This window comes from Kocuria sp. MNB10, from assembly GCF_054073685.1.
The window spans coordinates 534,074-550,374 of sequence record NZ_CM133411.1 but is presented as its reverse complement, the minus strand read 5'-3'; the positions used below and the strand labels follow the sequence as shown (position 1 = coordinate 550,374).

Below are 16,301 nucleotides of genomic sequence, written 5' to 3'. Positions count from 1 at the left end.
CGGTGTGGACGGGCCCGGAGCGGAAGCGAGCCGGAGTGGACGGGTCAGCGGGCGACGTCGTCGTGACGCCGGGCGGGGGTCCGGTACATCGGCCGCCGGGAGCGGTCGAAGACGCGCGTGCAGCGCGGGAAAGCAGAGGCATCATGGGACGGCTGAGAACACGCTGCGCGCTGTCACTCGCCGCGGTGGGCCTGCTGCTCGGCGGGACCGGTGTCGCCCCGGCGCTCGCGGTGGAACCCATGCCTGCGCCGTCGGTGCCCGTGGAGACCCCCGTGGCACCGCCCCCGAACGGCAAGGTCCCCGTGGAGCCGGTGGACGTGCGCAAGGAGGAGTACTGGCTGGACGACTACGGCGTGCGGGACGCGTGGAAGTCCTCGACCGGCAAGGGCGTGAAGATCGCCGTGATCGACACCGGCGTAGACGGCTCCCACCAGGATCTGCGGGGCGCGGTCGGTGAGGGGACGGACGTCTCGGGCGTGGGCCGCGCGAACGGTCAGGAGGGCCTGGGCGCGGAACCCGAACACGGGACCCTGGTGGCCTCGCTCGCCGCGGGACGCGGTCACGGATCCGAGAACCCGGACGGTCCGGGTGGCACGCGGGGCATCATCGGCGTGGCCCCGGAGGCGGAGATCCTGCCCGTGTCCCTGTGGGTGGGCAGCGAACACCCCGGCGCCCGCGACATCGACGAACAGATCCCGGACGCCGTGCGTTGGGCCGTGGACCACGGCGCGAACGTGATCAACATGTCCCTGGGCTCGAACGCCACGGGCTGGCCCCCCGCATGGGACTCGGCGTTCGCGTACGCGGAGGAGAAGGGTGTTCTCGTGGTCGCGGCGGCGGGCAACCGGGGATCGGGGCTCAACCAGGTGGGGGCGCCCGCCACGATTCCGGGGGTGCTGTCCGTGGGCGGCGTGGACCGGTCGCGCACGGCGAGTTGGGACTCGTCCTCCCAGGGCATCTCGATCGCGGTGGCCGGGCCCAGCGAGGAGATGGTGGGTGCGATCCCGGGGGACGGCTACGCCCGGTGGTCCGGGACCTCCGCCACTGTGCCCCTCGTGGCCGGGACAGCGGCGCTGATCAAGCAGAAGCACCCCGACCTCACGGCCGCTGGGATCGCCCAGCGGATCGTGGACACCGCGCACGACGCGGGAGCGCATGGCAAGGACCCGCTCTACGGGTATGGGATCCTGGATGTACGCGCGGCCGTAGAGGACGACGTCCGGATCTCCGACACCAATCCCCTGGGCAGCGTGCGGCAATGGATTGCGCAGAACCGCCCGCCCTCGCAGACACCCACCCCGAGCAGCTCCCCGACCCCGCCCGCGCCGGACACGCGGCAGGTGACCGGGGAGGCCACCCCGCCCGTGGCGCAGGCACCCCTCAACGAGACCGGCGCGCTACCCGTGGTGATCCTCGTCAGCTTCGGGGTGATCGTCGCGGGCCTCACCGTAGCCGCGGTCCTGCACATCCGCAGGCTCTCGCGCTGATTTCACGATCAACTCACCGGGCCGCTGACACCGCGTCGGCAAAACCGTGCCACGGTGAGTAAACTTTCGGGTATGGCTTTCAATCAACTTGCTAAGGACCGTTCGCGCCTTCTCATCGTGGGTGGCGGTTACGTCGGTTTCACACTGGCGCAGAAGCTGCAGACCCGCATTAAGGAGTCCGGCGGCGTGGTCACGGTGGTGGACCCCAACCCGTACATGACCTACCTCCCGTTCCTGCCCGAGGTCTCGGCCGGCAACATCGAGGCGCGCTCCGCCGTGATCCCGCACCGTCAGCACCTGGCCGACTGCGAGTTGATCACCGGCCGCGTGGAGAGCATCGACCACGCCAACCGTACGGTCACCGTCCACGGCATCGACGAGGGCCCCGAGTTCGAGCTCACGTACGACGAGATCGTGCTCGCCGGCGGTTCCAACACCCGCACGTTCCCCATCCCGGGGCTCGCGGACAAGGCCATCGGCATGAAGACCATCGAAGAGGCCGTGTCCGTGCGCAACTGGGTGCTCGAGCGCATCGAGGTGGCTTCCCTCACCAACGACGAGGACGAGAAGCGCAAGGCGCTGACCTTCATCGTGGTGGGCGGCGGCTACGCCGGTTCCGAGACCATCGCCGAGCTCGAGGACATGGCGCGTTCGGCCGTGCAGCGCAACGACCTCCTGAAGGTCTCGGACCTGCGCTTCGTGCTGGTCGAGGCCATGGGCCGGATCATGCCCGAGGTCTCCGAGGATCGTGCCGAGAAGGTCGTGGCCGAGATGCGTGCCCGCGGCATCGAGGTGCTGCTGAACACGTCCCTGTCCGAGGTGGACGGTGACCTGGTCAAGCTCATCAACATGCAGGACAAGTCCCCGGCCGGCGAGATGGCCACGGACACCCTGATCTGGACGGCCGGCGTGCAGGCTGCGTCCTTCGCCAAGAACAGCGACCTGCCCATCGACGACCGCGGACGCGTGCGCGTGGGCGCGGACCTGCGCGTGACCGGCGACGACGGGCCCTTCGAGGGTGCCTGGGCCGCCGGTGACATCGCCGCCGTCCCGGATCTCACGGGCGCCGGCCCCGGCGGGTTCTGCGTCCCCAACGCGCAGCACGCCGTGCGCCAGGCCGCGACCATGGCCAAGAACATCATGGCCGCGCACAAGGGCGAGCCGCTCGAGGACTACTATCACGAGAACCTCGGGTCCGTGGCGGGTCTGGGTCTGTACAAGGGTGCCGCCACCATCCGCGGCATCGACCTCGGCGGTCTGCCAGCGTGGGCCATGCACCGCCTCTACCACGGGTACGCGATCCCCACGGTGGAGCGCAAGGTGCGGGTGTTCACGGAGTGGGGAGTGAACCTGCTCTTCGGTCGTGACACCACCCCGCTGCGTCACCTGCGGGACCCCCGCCGTGCCTTCCAGAAGGCCGCGGGCGCGGACGTCCCGGCCGAGAAGGCGAGCCTGTAACACTCCATCGCACCGAGCCGGTGGGCCCGCGCACCCGCGCGGACTCACCGGCTCGGTCACGCCCCCATAGCCCAATCGGCAGAGGCAGCGGACTTAAAATCCGCTCAGTCTGGGTTCGAGTCCCAGTGGGGGCACCGATTCCGCACCCGCGGGGGCCCTGTTCGCTCAGCACAAACTCCCAGGTTCCTGTGACGCGTCAATGTTAGGCTGAACGAACAGCTCGCCCACGCCTCGAAAGGACGTCCCATGGCCGGCGGAAACCCACTGCTACGCGACTTCAACAAGAAGAACGGCACCGCGACCACCCCGGATATCTCCCGCGACCCCCGTTACTCACCCGAGAACCTGGAGAACCTCTACAACGCGCCCGCCGCGGGTCCGGACCGCACCGGACGCATGAGCTACGACGACGTCGTCATGCGCACCTCGCTCGTGCTCGGTTGCGTAATCGTCACGGCCGTGGTGGGTTGGGTCGCCCCGGTGCTCGCGCTGCCGGGCGCCATCGTGGGTCTCGTGCTGGGTCTGGTCAACGCGTTCAAGCGTGAGCCCAGCCCGCTGTTGATCACGCTCTACGCGCTCGCCGAGGGCCTGTTCCTGGGTGGCATCTCCCGCATGTTCGAGGGCGCCTACCCGGGCATCGTGGTCCAGGCGGTGATCGGCACCCTGGCGGTGTTCGTCTCCGTGCTGGTGCTCTACAAGGTGGGCGTGCTGCGCTCCTCCCCGCGCGTGACCAAGTTCTTCATGGTCGCACTGCTGGCCTACGCCCTGTTCGCCCTGGTGAACCTGGGCACGAGCCTGCTGGGCGGCTACAACATGCGCTACGACGCCACGATCTTCGGCATCCCGCTGGGGCTGTTCGTGGGCGCGATCGCCATCCTGCTGGCCGTCTACAGCTTCGTGCTCGACTTCGAGAACATCAGCGACGGCGTCAAGCGCGGTATTCCCAAGAAGGCGGCATGGTCCGCGGCGTTCGGGCTGACCGTGACCCTGATCTGGGCCTACGTGGAGATCCTGCGCGTGCTCTCGATCATCCGCTCCATGAGCGACTGACTCCCATCCCCGCGCGTCGCTCGGGGCCCTCAGGGCCCGGTGACGTACGCCGGAATGAGAAGCGGCGGCCCAGTGGGTCGCCGCTTCTCGCGTTGTGGGGATCGTTCACATGTAGCGGATCTCGAGTTCGCGCGGGGGCAGGTTGATCGCGCGGGCGGGGATGTTATTGCTCGCGGCTCGTCCCACGAACAGCCAGCCCAGGATCTCCTCGTGCTCGTCCAGACCGTAGAACTCGCGCACCACGTCCCGGTCGTAGGGCTCGCGATGGGACCAGACGGTGGCCCATCCCTGCGCGTAGAACGCGGCTTCGAGGATCCCGCGGGCGGCGTACACGTCCCCGCGCTGGTCCTTCTTGGACTGCGGCAGTTCCGGGTGGTGGCGGAAGATGATGGCCAGGGCCACCCCGCCCCGGGACGCCCACTGCAGGCTCCCGCGATACGCGGCCAGGACCCGGATCTTGCGACCCTTCAACCGGGGGACGGGGCCCGAGAGGGCGGGGACGGACGTGAGGCCCGCCATGGCCGCGGCCAGCAGGGACGCGGCCTGCCCGCTCGTCGCAACCACGCGCCAACCCGTGGGGCGCTCGTCGTACTTGGCGCCGGCGGCGGCCCGCAGGATGGCCTCGAGCTCCTCGCGCCGCGGGGCCTCCTGTGTCAGGACGCTCGCGGGGCGGCGTTGGGACAGGACGCGCAGCAGTGTGGTGGACATGACGCCCATTTTGTCACCCTCGGCCCCGCACGCCGGTATCAGCACGTTGCGCGATGGTGTCATGATAAGGGCATGTCATCCAGTGTTACGACGTCCCACGCGGGCTCATCCCCGAACCCCGTGGTCAAACGTCCCCAGTCCGACACGTCCTCCGAACTCGTCACCCAGCACGACGGCGCGTCGCCCCCCTCCACGGGGCCCAGCGCCCCTGACGCGCGGACCATGGTCACGACCCCGGTCCGGATCGCGGCCGCGTGGTCGTGGCGGATCTTGCTCATCATCGCCGGTGTGGGTGTGGTGGGGTGGCTGCTGAGCCACGTGACCACCGTGTTCATCCCGGTGCTGTTGGCCGCGCTGCTCGCGGGGTTGCTCTCGCCGGCCGTCCGCTGGCTGCGCTCCAAGCACTTCCCGTCCGCGCTGGCCGCGATCACCGTGGAGCTCGGACTGATCCTGGGGGTCCTGGGCCTGTTGGTGCTCGCGGGTCAGCAGATGATCGCCGGTTTCGCACAGCTCTCCGACAGCGCGGTGGCCGGTTTCCAGCAGTTGATCGGAATGCTGGAGGACAGCCCCCTCAACATCTCCACGGACAACATCAACCAGTGGCTCTCGGACATCGGGGCCACGCTGCAGCGCAACTCGGACGCCATCCTCTCCGGCGCGATGACCTTCGGCTCCACGGCGACCAGCATCGTCACGGGCATGATCATCATGCTGTTCGTCCTGCTGTTCTTCCTCATGGACGGCGAGAACATCTGGCTGTTCATGGTCAAACTGTTCCCCCGCCGCGCCCGCCCCGCCGTGAACGGTGCCGGGCGCAAGGGCTGGATCTCGCTCGCGCAGTACGTGCGCATCCAGGTGTTCGTGGCGTTCGTGGACGCCGTGGGTATCGGGCTTGGTGCGTTCCTGCTGGGTGTGCCGCTGGCGCTGCCGATCGGTGTGTTGGTGTTCCTGGCGTCCTTCATCCCCATCGTGGGTGCCGTGCTGACCGGTGCGGTGGCCGTCCTGGTGGCCCTCGTGGCGATCGGGCCCGGTATCGCGCTCGCCATGCTCGGTGTGGTGCTGCTCGTCCAGCAGGTCGAGTCCAACGTCCTGCAGCCGCTCGTGATGGGCAAGGCCGTGGCCCTGCACCCCGTGGCCGTGTTCCTGGCGGTGGCCGCCGGTAGCGTGCTCTTCGGGATCGCCGGTGCGCTGTTCGCCGTGCCCCTGATGGCCATGCTCAACACGATCATCCGCTACCTCGGCAGCCGCGCCTGGGAGCGGGACGAGGAGATCGCATGGCAGCCCTTCATGTACCCGTGGGAGATCAAGAAGGCAGCCAAGAAGCAGGACCTCACGCGCGAACAGGTCATGGCCCAGCTGCAGCGTTTCCGCGGCAAGCGCCATCGTGAGCGCCAGAACGCGGAGAAGAAGCGCGAGGAGAAGCACAAGAAGGAAACCAAGCACAACGCGTCCATCGAGGCGGACGAGGTGGGTTCGGGGGACTCCCGGAACGTCTAGTCCCGCACGGCGTAATACCATGGAACGCGGCGTCCTCACCCCGGACGCCGCGTTCTGTGTGTCCGCGCCGAGCCTCGAGGTCGTGATCCACCCCGGGTTCGCGCGTTTCGAACGAGCCGCAACGGCCGACTACCACGAAAGAAGTTCTCTGTGGGCCTCACTGATTTGCCCGTCTCGGTGGCCGACGTCCGCCACGCCGCGCATTTGCTCGACGGGGTGATCGAGATGACGCCGCTCGCGCACTCGCGCGCGCTGTCCCGCATGCTCGGTTCCGAGGTGTACCTCAAGTGCGAGAACCTCCAGCGTGCGGGATCGTTCAAGGTCCGCGGTGCGTACGTGCGCATGGCCCAGCTCTCGGACGAGGAGAAGCGACGGGGCGTCGTGGCGGCGTCGGCGGGCAACCACGCCCAGGGTGTGGCGCTCGCGGCGGCCAAACTGGGGATCACGGCGCGGATCTACATGCCCCGCGGAGCGGCGCTGCCAAAGATCGCGGCCACCCAGGACCACGGTGCGGAGGTCGTGCTGCACGGGTCGAACGTGGACCAGGCGCTCGCAGAGGCCCAGCGCTACGCGGATGAGACCGGCGCGGTGTTCGTCCACCCGTTCGATCACCCGGACATCATCGCCGGCCAGGGCACCCTGGGTCTGGAGATCCTCGACCAGCTGCCCACCGTGGACACCGTCATCGCCGGTGTGGGCGGGGGAGGCCTGCTCGCGGGAGTGTCCGTGGCGCTGAAGGCCAAGGCACAGGAGCAGGGCAAGGACATCCGGGTCATCGGGGTGCAGGCGGAGAACGCCGCGGCCTACCCGCCCTCACTCGCCGGGGACGCGATCGTCACGCTGTCCAAGGTCTCCACCATCGCGGACGGCATCGCCGTGGGCCGGCCCGGACAGTTGCCGTTCAACGTGATCCGCCATCTCGCGGACGACGTCGTCACGGTCTCCGAGGACTCGCTCGCCCAGGCGCTGATCTTCATGCTCGAGCGCAACAAGATGGTCGTGGAACCCGCGGGGGCCGTGGGTGTGGCGGCGATCCTCGAGGGGGCGCTCAAGCGCGAGTACCCGGATCTGGGGACCACTGTCGTGCTGCTCTCGGGCGGCAATATCGATCCCATGCTGATGCTCAAGGTGATCCAGCGGGGTCTCTCCGCGGCGGGGCGCTACATGACCATCAAGATGATGCTCACGGACCGCCCCGGTGAGCTCGCCCAGATCTCGCAGATCATCGCGGACATGGACGCCAATGTGACCGGGGTGAATCACACCCGGATCGGGGGCTCGTTGTCCATGGGGGACGTGTCCATCACGATTGACATGGAGACCAAGGGCCACGGGCACTGTGATCACGTGATCGACGCCCTGGAGTCCCACGGCTACCGACCCGTGGTGGTGCACTGAGCGGGAGGTGACCCGCGCGGCGCGCGTGCGTCAGCGGCGTCGTCCGCGCCGGGCCGTGAAGTACGTGACGAACGCGGCCACGAAGGTGGCGAACCACAGGATGTTGCGCAGGCCGCCGGTCGCGTTCAGTGCGGGGTCGTCCTGACCCAGGAAGTGCACGACGATCGCGGCGATCCCCAGCAGCGCGGTGAGGATGATCAGCGGGACCGTCCACGAGTTGGGGGTCCGGTTCCAGTGTGTGACCACGGGGGAAACTCCTAGCGGGGCTCGACGGGGCGTGCTTCGATCCTACGGGCCACACCCGGGCGACTCATGGACCGTGTCGAGCCGCGTAAGACTCCTGGGCCGCATCGGGTCGCGCACGACGAAGACCACCTCGCACGGGCGAGGTGGCCTTCGTGATGAACCGGGGTCGATCAGCGGCTGAAGGGCTTGGCCTTCAGGATCTTCACCGTGATGTCCTTGCCGTTCGGGGCCTTGTAGCTCACGGTGTCACCGACCTTGTGGCCGTTGATCGCGGCACCCATGGGAGAGCGCTCGGAGAAGACCTCGAGGTCCGAACCGCCGGTGAGGTCTTCGGCGACCTCGCGGGAACCCATGAGGAAGGTCATCTCGTCGCCCGCGATCTCCGCGGTCACGACCATGCCGGCCTCGATCACGCCGTCGTCCGCGGGGGCCTCGCCCACCTGGGCGTTCTCGAGCAGCTGGGTCAACTGGGCGATCCGGCCCTCGTTCTTGCCCTGCTCCTCGCGTGCAGCGTGGTAGCCGCCGTTCTCCTTGAGGTCACCCTCGGAACGCGCCTGTTCGATCCGGTCCACGATCTCCTGGCGGTACGGCCCGGAGATGTGGTCAAGCTCTTTCTTGAGCCGGTCGTAGGCTTCCTGGGTGAGCCAGGCTCCCTCATTAGTAGCCACGGTGCCTCCGTTCTCTGGTGTCCGTCGCCCTGACGGACACGTGTAGAAAAACCCCGCCCCGGGGCGAGCCGAGTGGCCCAGCGCGTCCGGGTCGGGGATGTGATCTCTGTCCAGTCTAGTGGAGTCCGCGCCCGCGGCCCAAAGCGCGTGCGGGGTGCGGTGGGTCGTGCAATCAGACGTCATGGTTCCCGTCACGGATGTGGCCGGTCCGAAGCTGCGCGGATGGTCAGTCAGGAATTACCCGACCACCGCGGGAGGCTCAGCCAGCACTCTCCCAGCACGAGTCGACCCCCGCTGTGGTGGCCAGGTTCGTGGTGCGCAGGGGTACCCGGTGGGTGCTCGTGCGGCCGTTGAGTTGGTCGTCCGGCAATTGGCCGATCATGACCTCGGTCCAACCCACCACGGCGTATTGCTCGTTGAGGGCCTGCACCGCGCACGTGACGGTCTGGTCGGGGTCCTTGGTGAGGTCGAAGTCCGCGTACACGTGCGCGGAGTCCGTGATCTGGAAGCTCACGTCCTTGAACACGGGCCGCTGGGAGTTGCCCCACACGATCCACACCACGAACAGCGCCGCCACCAGCGTGGCCGCGGCCGCGATCAGCATCCAGCCACGGGTGCTGGGCCCGCGGCGGGGGGAGCGGGCGACGGCGCGGTGTCCGGTCCCGTAGCGCTGTGCGAGCGCCCGCTGGGTCGCGGAGGTGCCGGGGGCAGTGGCGCCCGTCTCCGGCCGGGAGGTAGGCCGGGGCATGGCAGAACTCATAGCGACCACTGTACCCAGCGCGCGTGTGCGGTTTCTGGGAGGCCGGTCGCCGTGCGGTGCGCGGCAGCCGTGATGGGCACGACAGCTCCGGCGGCACGAGCGGCGTAAGATACCGGGGATTGCATTTTTCCCGCGATGACGTCTTGGAGGCATCCGTTCGGTGACGGATTATTCACAGCTTCGATTGTTGGCCATCCACGCCCACCCGGACGACGAGTCCAGCAAGGGTGCCGCGACCATGGCACATTACGCCCAGCTGGGCGCGCGCGTCATGGTGGCCACGTGCACCGGTGGCGAGCGCGGCTCGATCCTCAACGCTGAGATGGAGGGGGACGTCTGGGCCGAGCGTGACCTGCCCGGGCTGCGTCGTCACGAGATGGCCGCGGCCGCGAAGGCCTTGGGCGTGGAGCACCGGTGGATCGGGTTCACGGACTCCGGTCTGCCCGAGGGGGACCCGCTGCCCCCGCTGCCGTGGGGCTGCTTCGCCCTGCAGCCCCTCGAACGCGCCGCGGCCCCCGTGGTGCAGCTGGTGCGTGAGTTCCGCCCGCACGTGATCCTGAGCTACGACGAGAACGGCGGTTACCCGCACCCGGACCACATCCAGACCCACAACGTGGCCATGGAGGCGTACCAGCGCGCGGGTGATCCGGAGGCTTACCCCGGGACGGGTGAGCCGTGGACCCCGTCCAAGCTGTACTACGACCGCGCGTTCAACGTGGAGCGGTTCATCGCACTGCACGAGGCCCTCGAGGCCCGCGGACTGCAGTCCCCGTACGCCCAGCGCATCGCCGCGATCCAGGAGTCGGACCCGGAGGGTCACCGCCCGCCCATGCCGCGCCACGAGACCACCACCAAGATCGAGTGCGCGCACCAGTTCACCGTCCGGGACGCGGCCCTGAGCAGCCACCGGACCCAGGTGGACCCCAAGAGCCTGTTCTTCGCGGTCTCCGCCGAGACCCAGGCCGAAGTGTGGCCGTGGGAGGATTACACGCTCGCGGACTCCCGCGTGGAGACCTCCCTGCCCGAGACGGATCTGTTCGCGGGCGTCACCGACGCTGCCTCGACCCCCCGGAAATGAGCCTTCCCGTGCCCACGCTGCTGACCGTCCTGACCGCCGCGACGCCGGCCCCGAGTCCGGAGAACACCCTGCGCCCTGGGTTGGACCCCAGCCAGGTCTCGCCGGGCCTCGTGGGCTTCCTCATGACGTTCCTGCTGGCCGCCGCCGTGGTCCTGCTCGTGATGGACTTCAACCGCCGTAACCGGCGACTGCGCTACCGCGCCCAGTACGCCGAGCAGCGCGCCGCGGAGGATCACGTGGGTGGCTACGCGGACGACGCCGCGGCGTCGCCGTCGCGCACGTCCCGCACCGGCGGGTCGAGCGAGGGCGATGTCGCCCGCCCGCCTCGCGCGGGTGACCGCCGGGACGGTCCGCCCCGCGACTGACTGCCACAGGCGCTCCGGCCTGCGCCCGAACCCGACGGGCGCCCCGCTCCTGGGCACGACGCACCACCCGGTGGCGGGCAACCGCGACCAGAGCCGCGCCTCATGACCCTCGAGCCGTGAGCCCCCTGGCTGTCATCCCCGCTCCCGTGTGAGACCGTGGGGTATGTCCAATCGTCTGGCCCACTCCACGAGTCCCTACCTGCTGCAGCACGCGGAGAACCCCGTGGACTGGTGGGAGTTCTGCCCCGAGGCCTTCGAGGAGGCCCACGCGCGGGAGGTGCCTGTCCTGCTGTCCGTGGGCTATGCCGCGTGCCACTGGTGCCATGTGATGGCCCACGAGTCCTTCGAGGACCCGGAGGTGGGGCGCTACCTCAACGAACATTTCGTGGCGATCAAGGTGGACCGCGAACAACGCCCGGACGTGGACTCGATCTACATGGCGGCCACCCAGCTGCTCACTGGTCAGGGCGGCTGGCCCATGACCGCGTTCCTGACCCCGCAGGGCAGGGTGTTCCATGCCGGGACCTACTACCCGCCGCGTCCCGTGCAGGGGAGGCCGTCCTTCATGCAGGTCCTGCGGGCCGTCACCGAGGCCTGGACCGAGCGCCGTGACGAGGTGTTGCGCGGGGCCGAACAGGTCTACGATGCGCTGTCCCGCCACCCCGAACTCGTGGACCGGATGCTCGCCGACGCAGGTCCGTCGGTTGTTCGCATGGAGGGTGGCGAGGCCGCCGAGGACGCCGCGGAACAACTCACGGGAGCCTGGCTCGACGGCCTGGAGGTCGCCCGGGACGCCGCCCACGAGGGCTTCGGAACCGGCGCCAAGTTCCCGCCCTCGCCCACCCTGGACGCCCTCACGCGCATTGCGAGCACTGCGCACCGCGATGCCCTGGCTGGGTATCCTGCGTCGGCGAGCGCGCACGCTGCTTCCGGCCACGACGACGCCGCGGCGCAGCACGCGCGCACCGCACGTGATCTGTTGTGCGCCACGCTCGACGCGATGGTCACGGGGGCGCTGCAGGACCATGTGGGCGGCGGGTTCTTCCGGTACTCGGTGACCCCGGACTGGTCCCTGCCCCACTACGAGAAGATGCTCTATGACAACGCCCAGCTGCTCGGCGTGCTGGCGCGCACCGTGGCGCTGCTGGAACGCACCGGCACGGACGCCACTCGCGCGGCCCGTTACCGCCGGGCCGCAGAGCTGCTGGTCGAGTGGCTCGAACGGGAGGTGATCACCCCCGAGGGCGCGTTCGCCGCATCCCTCGACGCGGACAGTGATCCCGCGTCCGACGAGCCGCATGCCGAACGTGAGGGCGCCTACTACACGTTCTCGGGTCACGCCGGGAGCTCCGCAGGGGGTCGCCCCGCGCCGGCCACGGCGGCTTGGGGTGAGGCGGGTGCGGTCACGGGGATCCTGGACGAGTCCGTACGGCAGGAGCTGTGGCAGCGGCGGATCACGCGCACGGCACCCCACCTGGACGACAAGATCGTCACGGCCTGGAACGGCATGGCGCTCACGGGACTCGCGGACGCGGGTGTGCTGCTGGGGCACCCCGAATGGATCGAGCTGGCCGCCACGGCCGCCGGTTTCCTGTGGGAACGGCACCGAGACTCCGCCACCGGACGCATCACGCGCACGTCACGCGGCGGCGTCGTGGACCCCCACGAGGGCCAGCTCGAGGACTACGCGCGCTTCGGCGCCGGGCTGCTCGCGCTGTACCGGGCCACGGGCGAGACCGCGTGGTACGAGCGCAGCCGCGCGCTCGCCGAGGTCGCCGTGAAGCGTTTTGTGCGCGGGAGTACCGTGCTCGAGTCCGCCGAGGTGGACCCCACCCTCGCGGCGGCCGGGGCCACGGGCCGTGCGGAGCCGTTCGACGACGTCGCCGCGTCCAGTTCCGCGGTGCTCTCCCGGTGGCTCACGGAGCTGTCCCAGCCGACGATCGGTGAGCGCCAGGCCCGGGAGGTGGTCGACGCCGTGACCGCGCCCGCGACCGGGGTGGTCCTCAAGGCATCCACGACGGCCGGGGGCATGGTGTCGGCCGTGCTGGCCGACGAGCACCCCCCGGCCCTGTTGCAGGTCGTGGACGCGAGCGCCGAGCAGTGGCGCGAGACGCTCGACGCGGTCGGTGCGGCACGTATGCTGGATGTCCTGGTCCTGGACGGGAGTGCGGCGCCGTACGGGGTTCCTGCGGCATCGGAACCCGGATACACGGTGTGGTTGTGCCGGGAGGGACGCTGCGAACTTCCCGTCCATTCCGTGCCGGACGTGAGCGCACTCGTCACCCGGATCCGCGCAGAGCGGGGCTGAGCGCACAGGGGCGCTGCGTCGTCGGCATCGCGTGGACGACGCAGACGTCACCGCGCCGAGCGGTCCCCGCACGCCGAGCGCCGTCGGACCTCTGACCGGAGCGTCACACATCGCTCACGCGGCGAACATCGCGAACATGATCGCGATGTAGTGGCAGACGAAGCCGCCGATCGTGCACGCGTGGAAGACCTCGTGGAAGCTGAACGTCGCCGGGAGCAACCGGGGGCGCCTGGTCGCATAACACACCGCACCGGCGATGTAGAACACGCCGCCGCAGATCAGCAGGACGGTCGCGAGGACGTTCACCGCGAAGAACGCCGGGAGGTAGAGCAGGGCCAGGCACCCCATGATCACGTAGAGCGGGGTGTAGAGCCATCGCGGCGCGCTCATCCAGAAGACACGGAAGATCACGAGCAGGGCACCGATCGTCCAGATCACGCCGAGCAGGATCGTGGCGCCCCGCACCGGGAGGAAACTCACGGCCAGGGGCGTGTACGTCCCGGCGATGATCAGGGCGATGTTCGAATGGTCCATCCGCCGCAGCACCGCGTTCATGCGCGCGCCCCAGTAGAAGCGGTGGTATACGGCCGAGGTACCGAACAGCATGATCGCCGTGATGGTGTAGACCAGACATGCGAGACGCAGCTCCACCGTGGGTGCCACGACGATGGCCACCACACCCAGCACCGCGGCCACCGGGCTGAAGCCCGCGTGGATCCACCCGCGCCAGGACGGTTTCTTCTCCACCGTGAGGGGACCGTTACGCGTGTGACGCACGATCGTCACCGGGCCGGGAACGGTGCGCTTCTCGGTGCGTTCGTCTGACATGGTGGACACCACTGCCTCTCATGGGCGCCCCGCGGACACGGAGCTCGGGGGTGCTACTGGATTGGGTCTGCCCTACAGGTAGTTTAGGGGTGTGAATCCGTGTGGACCGGGCCGACTCAGGGGAGGAATGACGCTGTGAAACTTCCCCGTGTCATGTATTCCTTCTACGAACACCGCTTGGCGCGCACCCTCACCGCGGACGAGTTGCCGCATCACGTGGGTGTGCTCGTGGACGGCAACCGCCGGTGGGCGCGCCAGTTCGGGGCCACCACGGAGGAGGGCCACCGGGCGGGCGCGCGCAAGATCGTGGAGTTCCTGCGCTGGTGCCACGAGCTGAACATCCAGGTGGTCACCCTTTACATCCTCTCCACCGAGAACCTCAACCGTCCGCGCGAGGAACTCACGGCCCTGCTGGAGATCATCACCAACCTCATGTGCGAGCTGCAGGAAGAAGGGATCTGCCGGATCCAGCCCGTGGGTGCCCTGGGAACCCTCCCGGAGAAGCTCCAGGAGCAACTGCTGAACAGCGCACAGCGCACGGTGGACAATCCCGGCCCCCACCTGAACATCGCCGTGGGGTACGGGGGGCGGCAGGAGATCGTGGACGCGGTACGCGAGGTGCTCACCGATGCCGACGCCCGCGGTGCGTCGCTCGCGCAAATGGCGCAGGAGCTCAGCGTGGAGGACATCTCCGCACACCTCTACACGCGCGGGCAACCCGATCCCGACCTGCTGATCCGCACCTCCGGCGAACAACGCCTCTCGGGCTTCTTGATGTGGCAGTCCGCATACAGCGAGTTCTACTTCTGCGAAGCGCTGTGGCCGGACTTCCGCCGGGTCGACTTCCTGCGGGCCCTGCGCGATTACGCGCGCCGTCAGCGCCGATTCGGGGGCTGAGCGGGCCCTACCGGTCCCGCTCACGGGCCCGTGGCGGATGTTCACGCGCCGTTCACCGGTGGGGCGCGCCACCCTTGATCGGCCTCCCTAGCGTGAGAGGTGCCGGACACACCGGCCAATGACTCCGCAGGGAAAGGGCCCCATGAGCATCGACACCCCCGTAACCCCCGTCCGATCCGGCGCGCTCGAGGAGGACGGCTCCGCGGCCGGTGTGCGCACGTACGTGATCGACACGTCCGTGCTGCTCTCGGACCCGCGCGCCGTGTTCCGTTTCGCCGAGCACCGCGTGGTGCTGCCCGTGGTGGTGATCACCGAGCTCGAGGCCAAGCGTCACGACCCGGAACTGGGGTACTTCGCGCGCAAGGCGCTGCGGTTGCTGGACGACCTCCGCGTGACCCACGGCGGCCTGGACCGGCCCGTGGACCTCGCGGACGGCGGGTGCCTGCAGGTGGAACTCAACCACGTCGCGGACACGGTGCTGCCCCAGAGTTTCCGGCTGCGGGACAACGATTCACGCATCCTCAGCGTGGCCGCGAACCTCTCCGGCGAGGGTCACGACGTGTGTGTGGTGTCCAAGGACCTGCCCATGCGGCTCAAGGCCTCCGCCCTGGGACTCGCCGCGGAGGAGTACCGCGGTGAGTGGATCGGTGGTGACGACGCGTACACGGGAGTGGCCCATCTGGACGTCGCGGACGACGTCGTCTCCGGCCTCTACGCCGAGGGCCGCACGGAAGTGCCGGGCGCCCGGGAGCTTCCCGTGAACACGGGTCTGGTCCTGCGCTCGTCCGCGGGCAGCGCTCTCGCCCGGACCGAACCGGACGGGCAGGCGCGCCTGGTCGCCGCGGACCGGGACGTGTTCGGGGTGCAGGGACGCTCGGCCGAACAGCGGTTGGCCATCGACCTGCTGACCGACCCCGCCGTGGGCATCGTCTCGCTGGGCGGTCGCGCAGGAACGGGCAAGTCCGCGCTCGCGCTGTGCGCGGGGCTCGACGCCGTTCTGGAACGCCGCGAACACCGCCGGATCATGGTGTTCCGCCCGCTCTACGCGGTGGGTGGCCAGGACCTGGGCCACCTCCCCGGCACGGAGGAGGAGAAGATGAACCCGTGGGGTCAGGCGGTCTTCGACACGCTGTCCTCCGTGGTCTCACCCGCGGTCGTGGACGACGTCGTGGCGCGTGGGATGCTCGAGGTGCTGCCCCTGACCCACATCCGCGGGCGGTCCCTGCACGACGCGTGGGTCATCGTGGACGAGGCGCAGTCGCTCGAACGCAACGTGTTGCTCACCGCCCTGTCCCGGATCGGGCAGAACTCCAAGGTGGTGCTCACCCACGACGTCGCCCAGCGGGACAACCTGCGGGTGGGACGTCACGACGGCATCATGGCCGTGGTCGAGGCGCTCAAGGGTCAGCGGTTGTTCGGGCATGTGAGCCTCACGCGCTCCGAGCGTTCACCCATCGCGGCCCTCGTGACCGACCTGCTCGAGCGCCAGGACGTGTGACCCGACGACGCCGGGCCGGGAGGGCGGCGTCGTCCCCCGCCCGGCCTGGTCGTCC

15 protein-coding genes and 1 tRNA gene are annotated in these 16,301 nt (G+C 69.2%); 11 read left to right on the top strand and 5 right to left on the bottom strand.

The window, feature by feature from the left end; all coding sequences use genetic code 11:
* The first annotated feature begins 143 nt into the window (after window positions 1-143).
* The 4 genes from ACW9PK_RS02450 (at window position 144) to ACW9PK_RS02435 (ending at window position 3,995) form a co-directional block, all read left to right on the top strand.
* Window positions 144-1,487, top strand: a complete 1,344-nt coding sequence (locus ACW9PK_RS02450; protein WP_457016378.1) for a S8 family peptidase — start codon at window positions 144-146, stop codon at window positions 1,485-1,487.
* A gap of 72 nt (window positions 1,488-1,559) precedes the next feature.
* A complete protein-coding gene (locus ACW9PK_RS02445) occupies window positions 1,560-2,945 on the top strand; it encodes an NAD(P)/FAD-dependent oxidoreductase (protein WP_457016377.1) in 1,386 nt (461 codons plus the stop codon).
* A gap of 60 nt (window positions 2,946-3,005) precedes the next feature.
* Window positions 3,006-3,079: transfer RNA gene (locus ACW9PK_RS02440), tRNA-Leu, on the top strand.
* A gap of 112 nt (window positions 3,080-3,191) precedes the next feature.
* Window positions 3,192-3,995, top strand: a complete 804-nt coding sequence (locus ACW9PK_RS02435; RefSeq protein ID WP_035963708.1) for a Bax inhibitor-1/YccA family protein — start codon at window positions 3,192-3,194, stop codon at window positions 3,993-3,995.
* A 105-nt stretch (window positions 3,996-4,100) separates the two neighbouring features.
* Here ACW9PK_RS02435 and ACW9PK_RS02430 read toward each other — a convergent pair whose 3' ends face one another.
* Window positions 4,101-4,703, bottom strand: coding sequence for a nitroreductase family protein (locus ACW9PK_RS02430; RefSeq protein WP_457016376.1), 603 nt, complete (start codon window positions 4,701-4,703; stop codon window positions 4,101-4,103).
* A gap of 72 nt (window positions 4,704-4,775) precedes the next feature.
* Between ACW9PK_RS02430 and ACW9PK_RS02425 the strand changes: the two genes are divergently transcribed.
* Both ACW9PK_RS02425 and ilvA read left to right on the top strand, forming a co-directional pair.
* Window positions 4,776-6,200: an AI-2E family transporter gene (locus ACW9PK_RS02425; RefSeq protein ID WP_457016375.1), complete on the top strand. Its 1,425-nt coding sequence runs from the start codon at window positions 4,776-4,778 to the stop codon at window positions 6,198-6,200.
* A 150-nt stretch (window positions 6,201-6,350) separates the two neighbouring features.
* Entirely contained in the window at window positions 6,351-7,598 is a 1,248-nt protein-coding gene (gene ilvA / locus ACW9PK_RS02420) for a threonine ammonia-lyase (protein WP_457016374.1), read from the top strand.
* A gap of 30 nt (window positions 7,599-7,628) precedes the next feature.
* On the opposite strand, the gene ACW9PK_RS02415 is transcribed toward ilvA, so the two are convergent.
* The 3 genes from ACW9PK_RS02415 to ACW9PK_RS02405 all read right to left on the bottom strand — a co-directional run bounded on the left by ACW9PK_RS02415 (window position 7,629) and on the right by ACW9PK_RS02405 (window position 9,272).
* A complete protein-coding gene (locus ACW9PK_RS02415) occupies window positions 7,629-7,844 on the bottom strand; it encodes a hypothetical protein (protein ID WP_064846168.1) in 216 nt (71 codons plus the stop codon).
* A 170-nt stretch (window positions 7,845-8,014) separates the two neighbouring features.
* On the bottom strand, window positions 8,015-8,512 hold the full coding sequence (greA, locus tag ACW9PK_RS02410; RefSeq protein ID WP_085106982.1) for a transcription elongation factor GreA: 498 nt from the start codon (window positions 8,510-8,512) through the stop codon (window positions 8,015-8,017).
* A 259-nt stretch (window positions 8,513-8,771) separates the two neighbouring features.
* Window positions 8,772-9,272: a DUF4307 domain-containing protein gene (locus ACW9PK_RS02405; RefSeq protein WP_368844459.1), complete on the bottom strand. Its 501-nt coding sequence runs from the start codon at window positions 9,270-9,272 to the stop codon at window positions 8,772-8,774.
* Window positions 9,273-9,432: 160 nt separating this feature from the next.
* Between ACW9PK_RS02405 and mca the strand changes: the two genes are divergently transcribed.
* The 3 genes from mca to ACW9PK_RS02390 all read left to right on the top strand — a co-directional run bounded on the left by mca (window position 9,433) and on the right by ACW9PK_RS02390 (window position 13,023).
* Window positions 9,433-10,350: a mycothiol conjugate amidase Mca gene (gene mca, locus ACW9PK_RS02400; protein ID WP_457016373.1), complete on the top strand. Its 918-nt coding sequence runs from the start codon at window positions 9,433-9,435 to the stop codon at window positions 10,348-10,350.
* Window positions 10,347-10,715, top strand: a complete 369-nt coding sequence (locus tag ACW9PK_RS02395) for a hypothetical protein (protein WP_260849323.1) — start codon at window positions 10,347-10,349, stop codon at window positions 10,713-10,715. Before mca ends, ACW9PK_RS02395 begins: the two co-directional genes overlap by 4 nt.
* A 163-nt stretch (window positions 10,716-10,878) precedes the next feature.
* Window positions 10,879-13,023 (top strand): thioredoxin domain-containing protein, encoded by a 2,145-nt coding sequence (locus tag ACW9PK_RS02390; RefSeq protein WP_457016372.1) that lies wholly within the window; start codon window positions 10,879-10,881, stop codon window positions 13,021-13,023.
* Window positions 13,024-13,137: 114 nt separating this feature from the next.
* On the opposite strand, the gene trhA is transcribed toward ACW9PK_RS02390, so the two are convergent.
* Complete coding sequence (gene trhA / locus ACW9PK_RS02385; RefSeq protein WP_368844462.1) at window positions 13,138-13,851, bottom strand: PAQR family membrane homeostasis protein TrhA; 714 nt, start codon at window positions 13,849-13,851, stop codon at window positions 13,138-13,140.
* A 135-nt stretch (window positions 13,852-13,986) separates the two neighbouring features.
* Between trhA and ACW9PK_RS02380 the strand changes: the two genes are divergently transcribed.
* Together ACW9PK_RS02380 and ACW9PK_RS02375 are read left to right on the top strand one after the other, a co-directional pair.
* Window positions 13,987-14,748, top strand: a complete 762-nt coding sequence (locus ACW9PK_RS02380) for an isoprenyl transferase (RefSeq protein ID WP_085106979.1) — start codon at window positions 13,987-13,989, stop codon at window positions 14,746-14,748.
* A gap of 142 nt (window positions 14,749-14,890) precedes the next feature.
* Window positions 14,891-16,246, top strand: coding sequence for a PhoH family protein (locus ACW9PK_RS02375; protein ID WP_457016371.1), 1,356 nt, complete (start codon window positions 14,891-14,893; stop codon window positions 16,244-16,246).
* The last annotated feature ends 55 nt before the right edge of the window (window positions 16,247-16,301 follow it).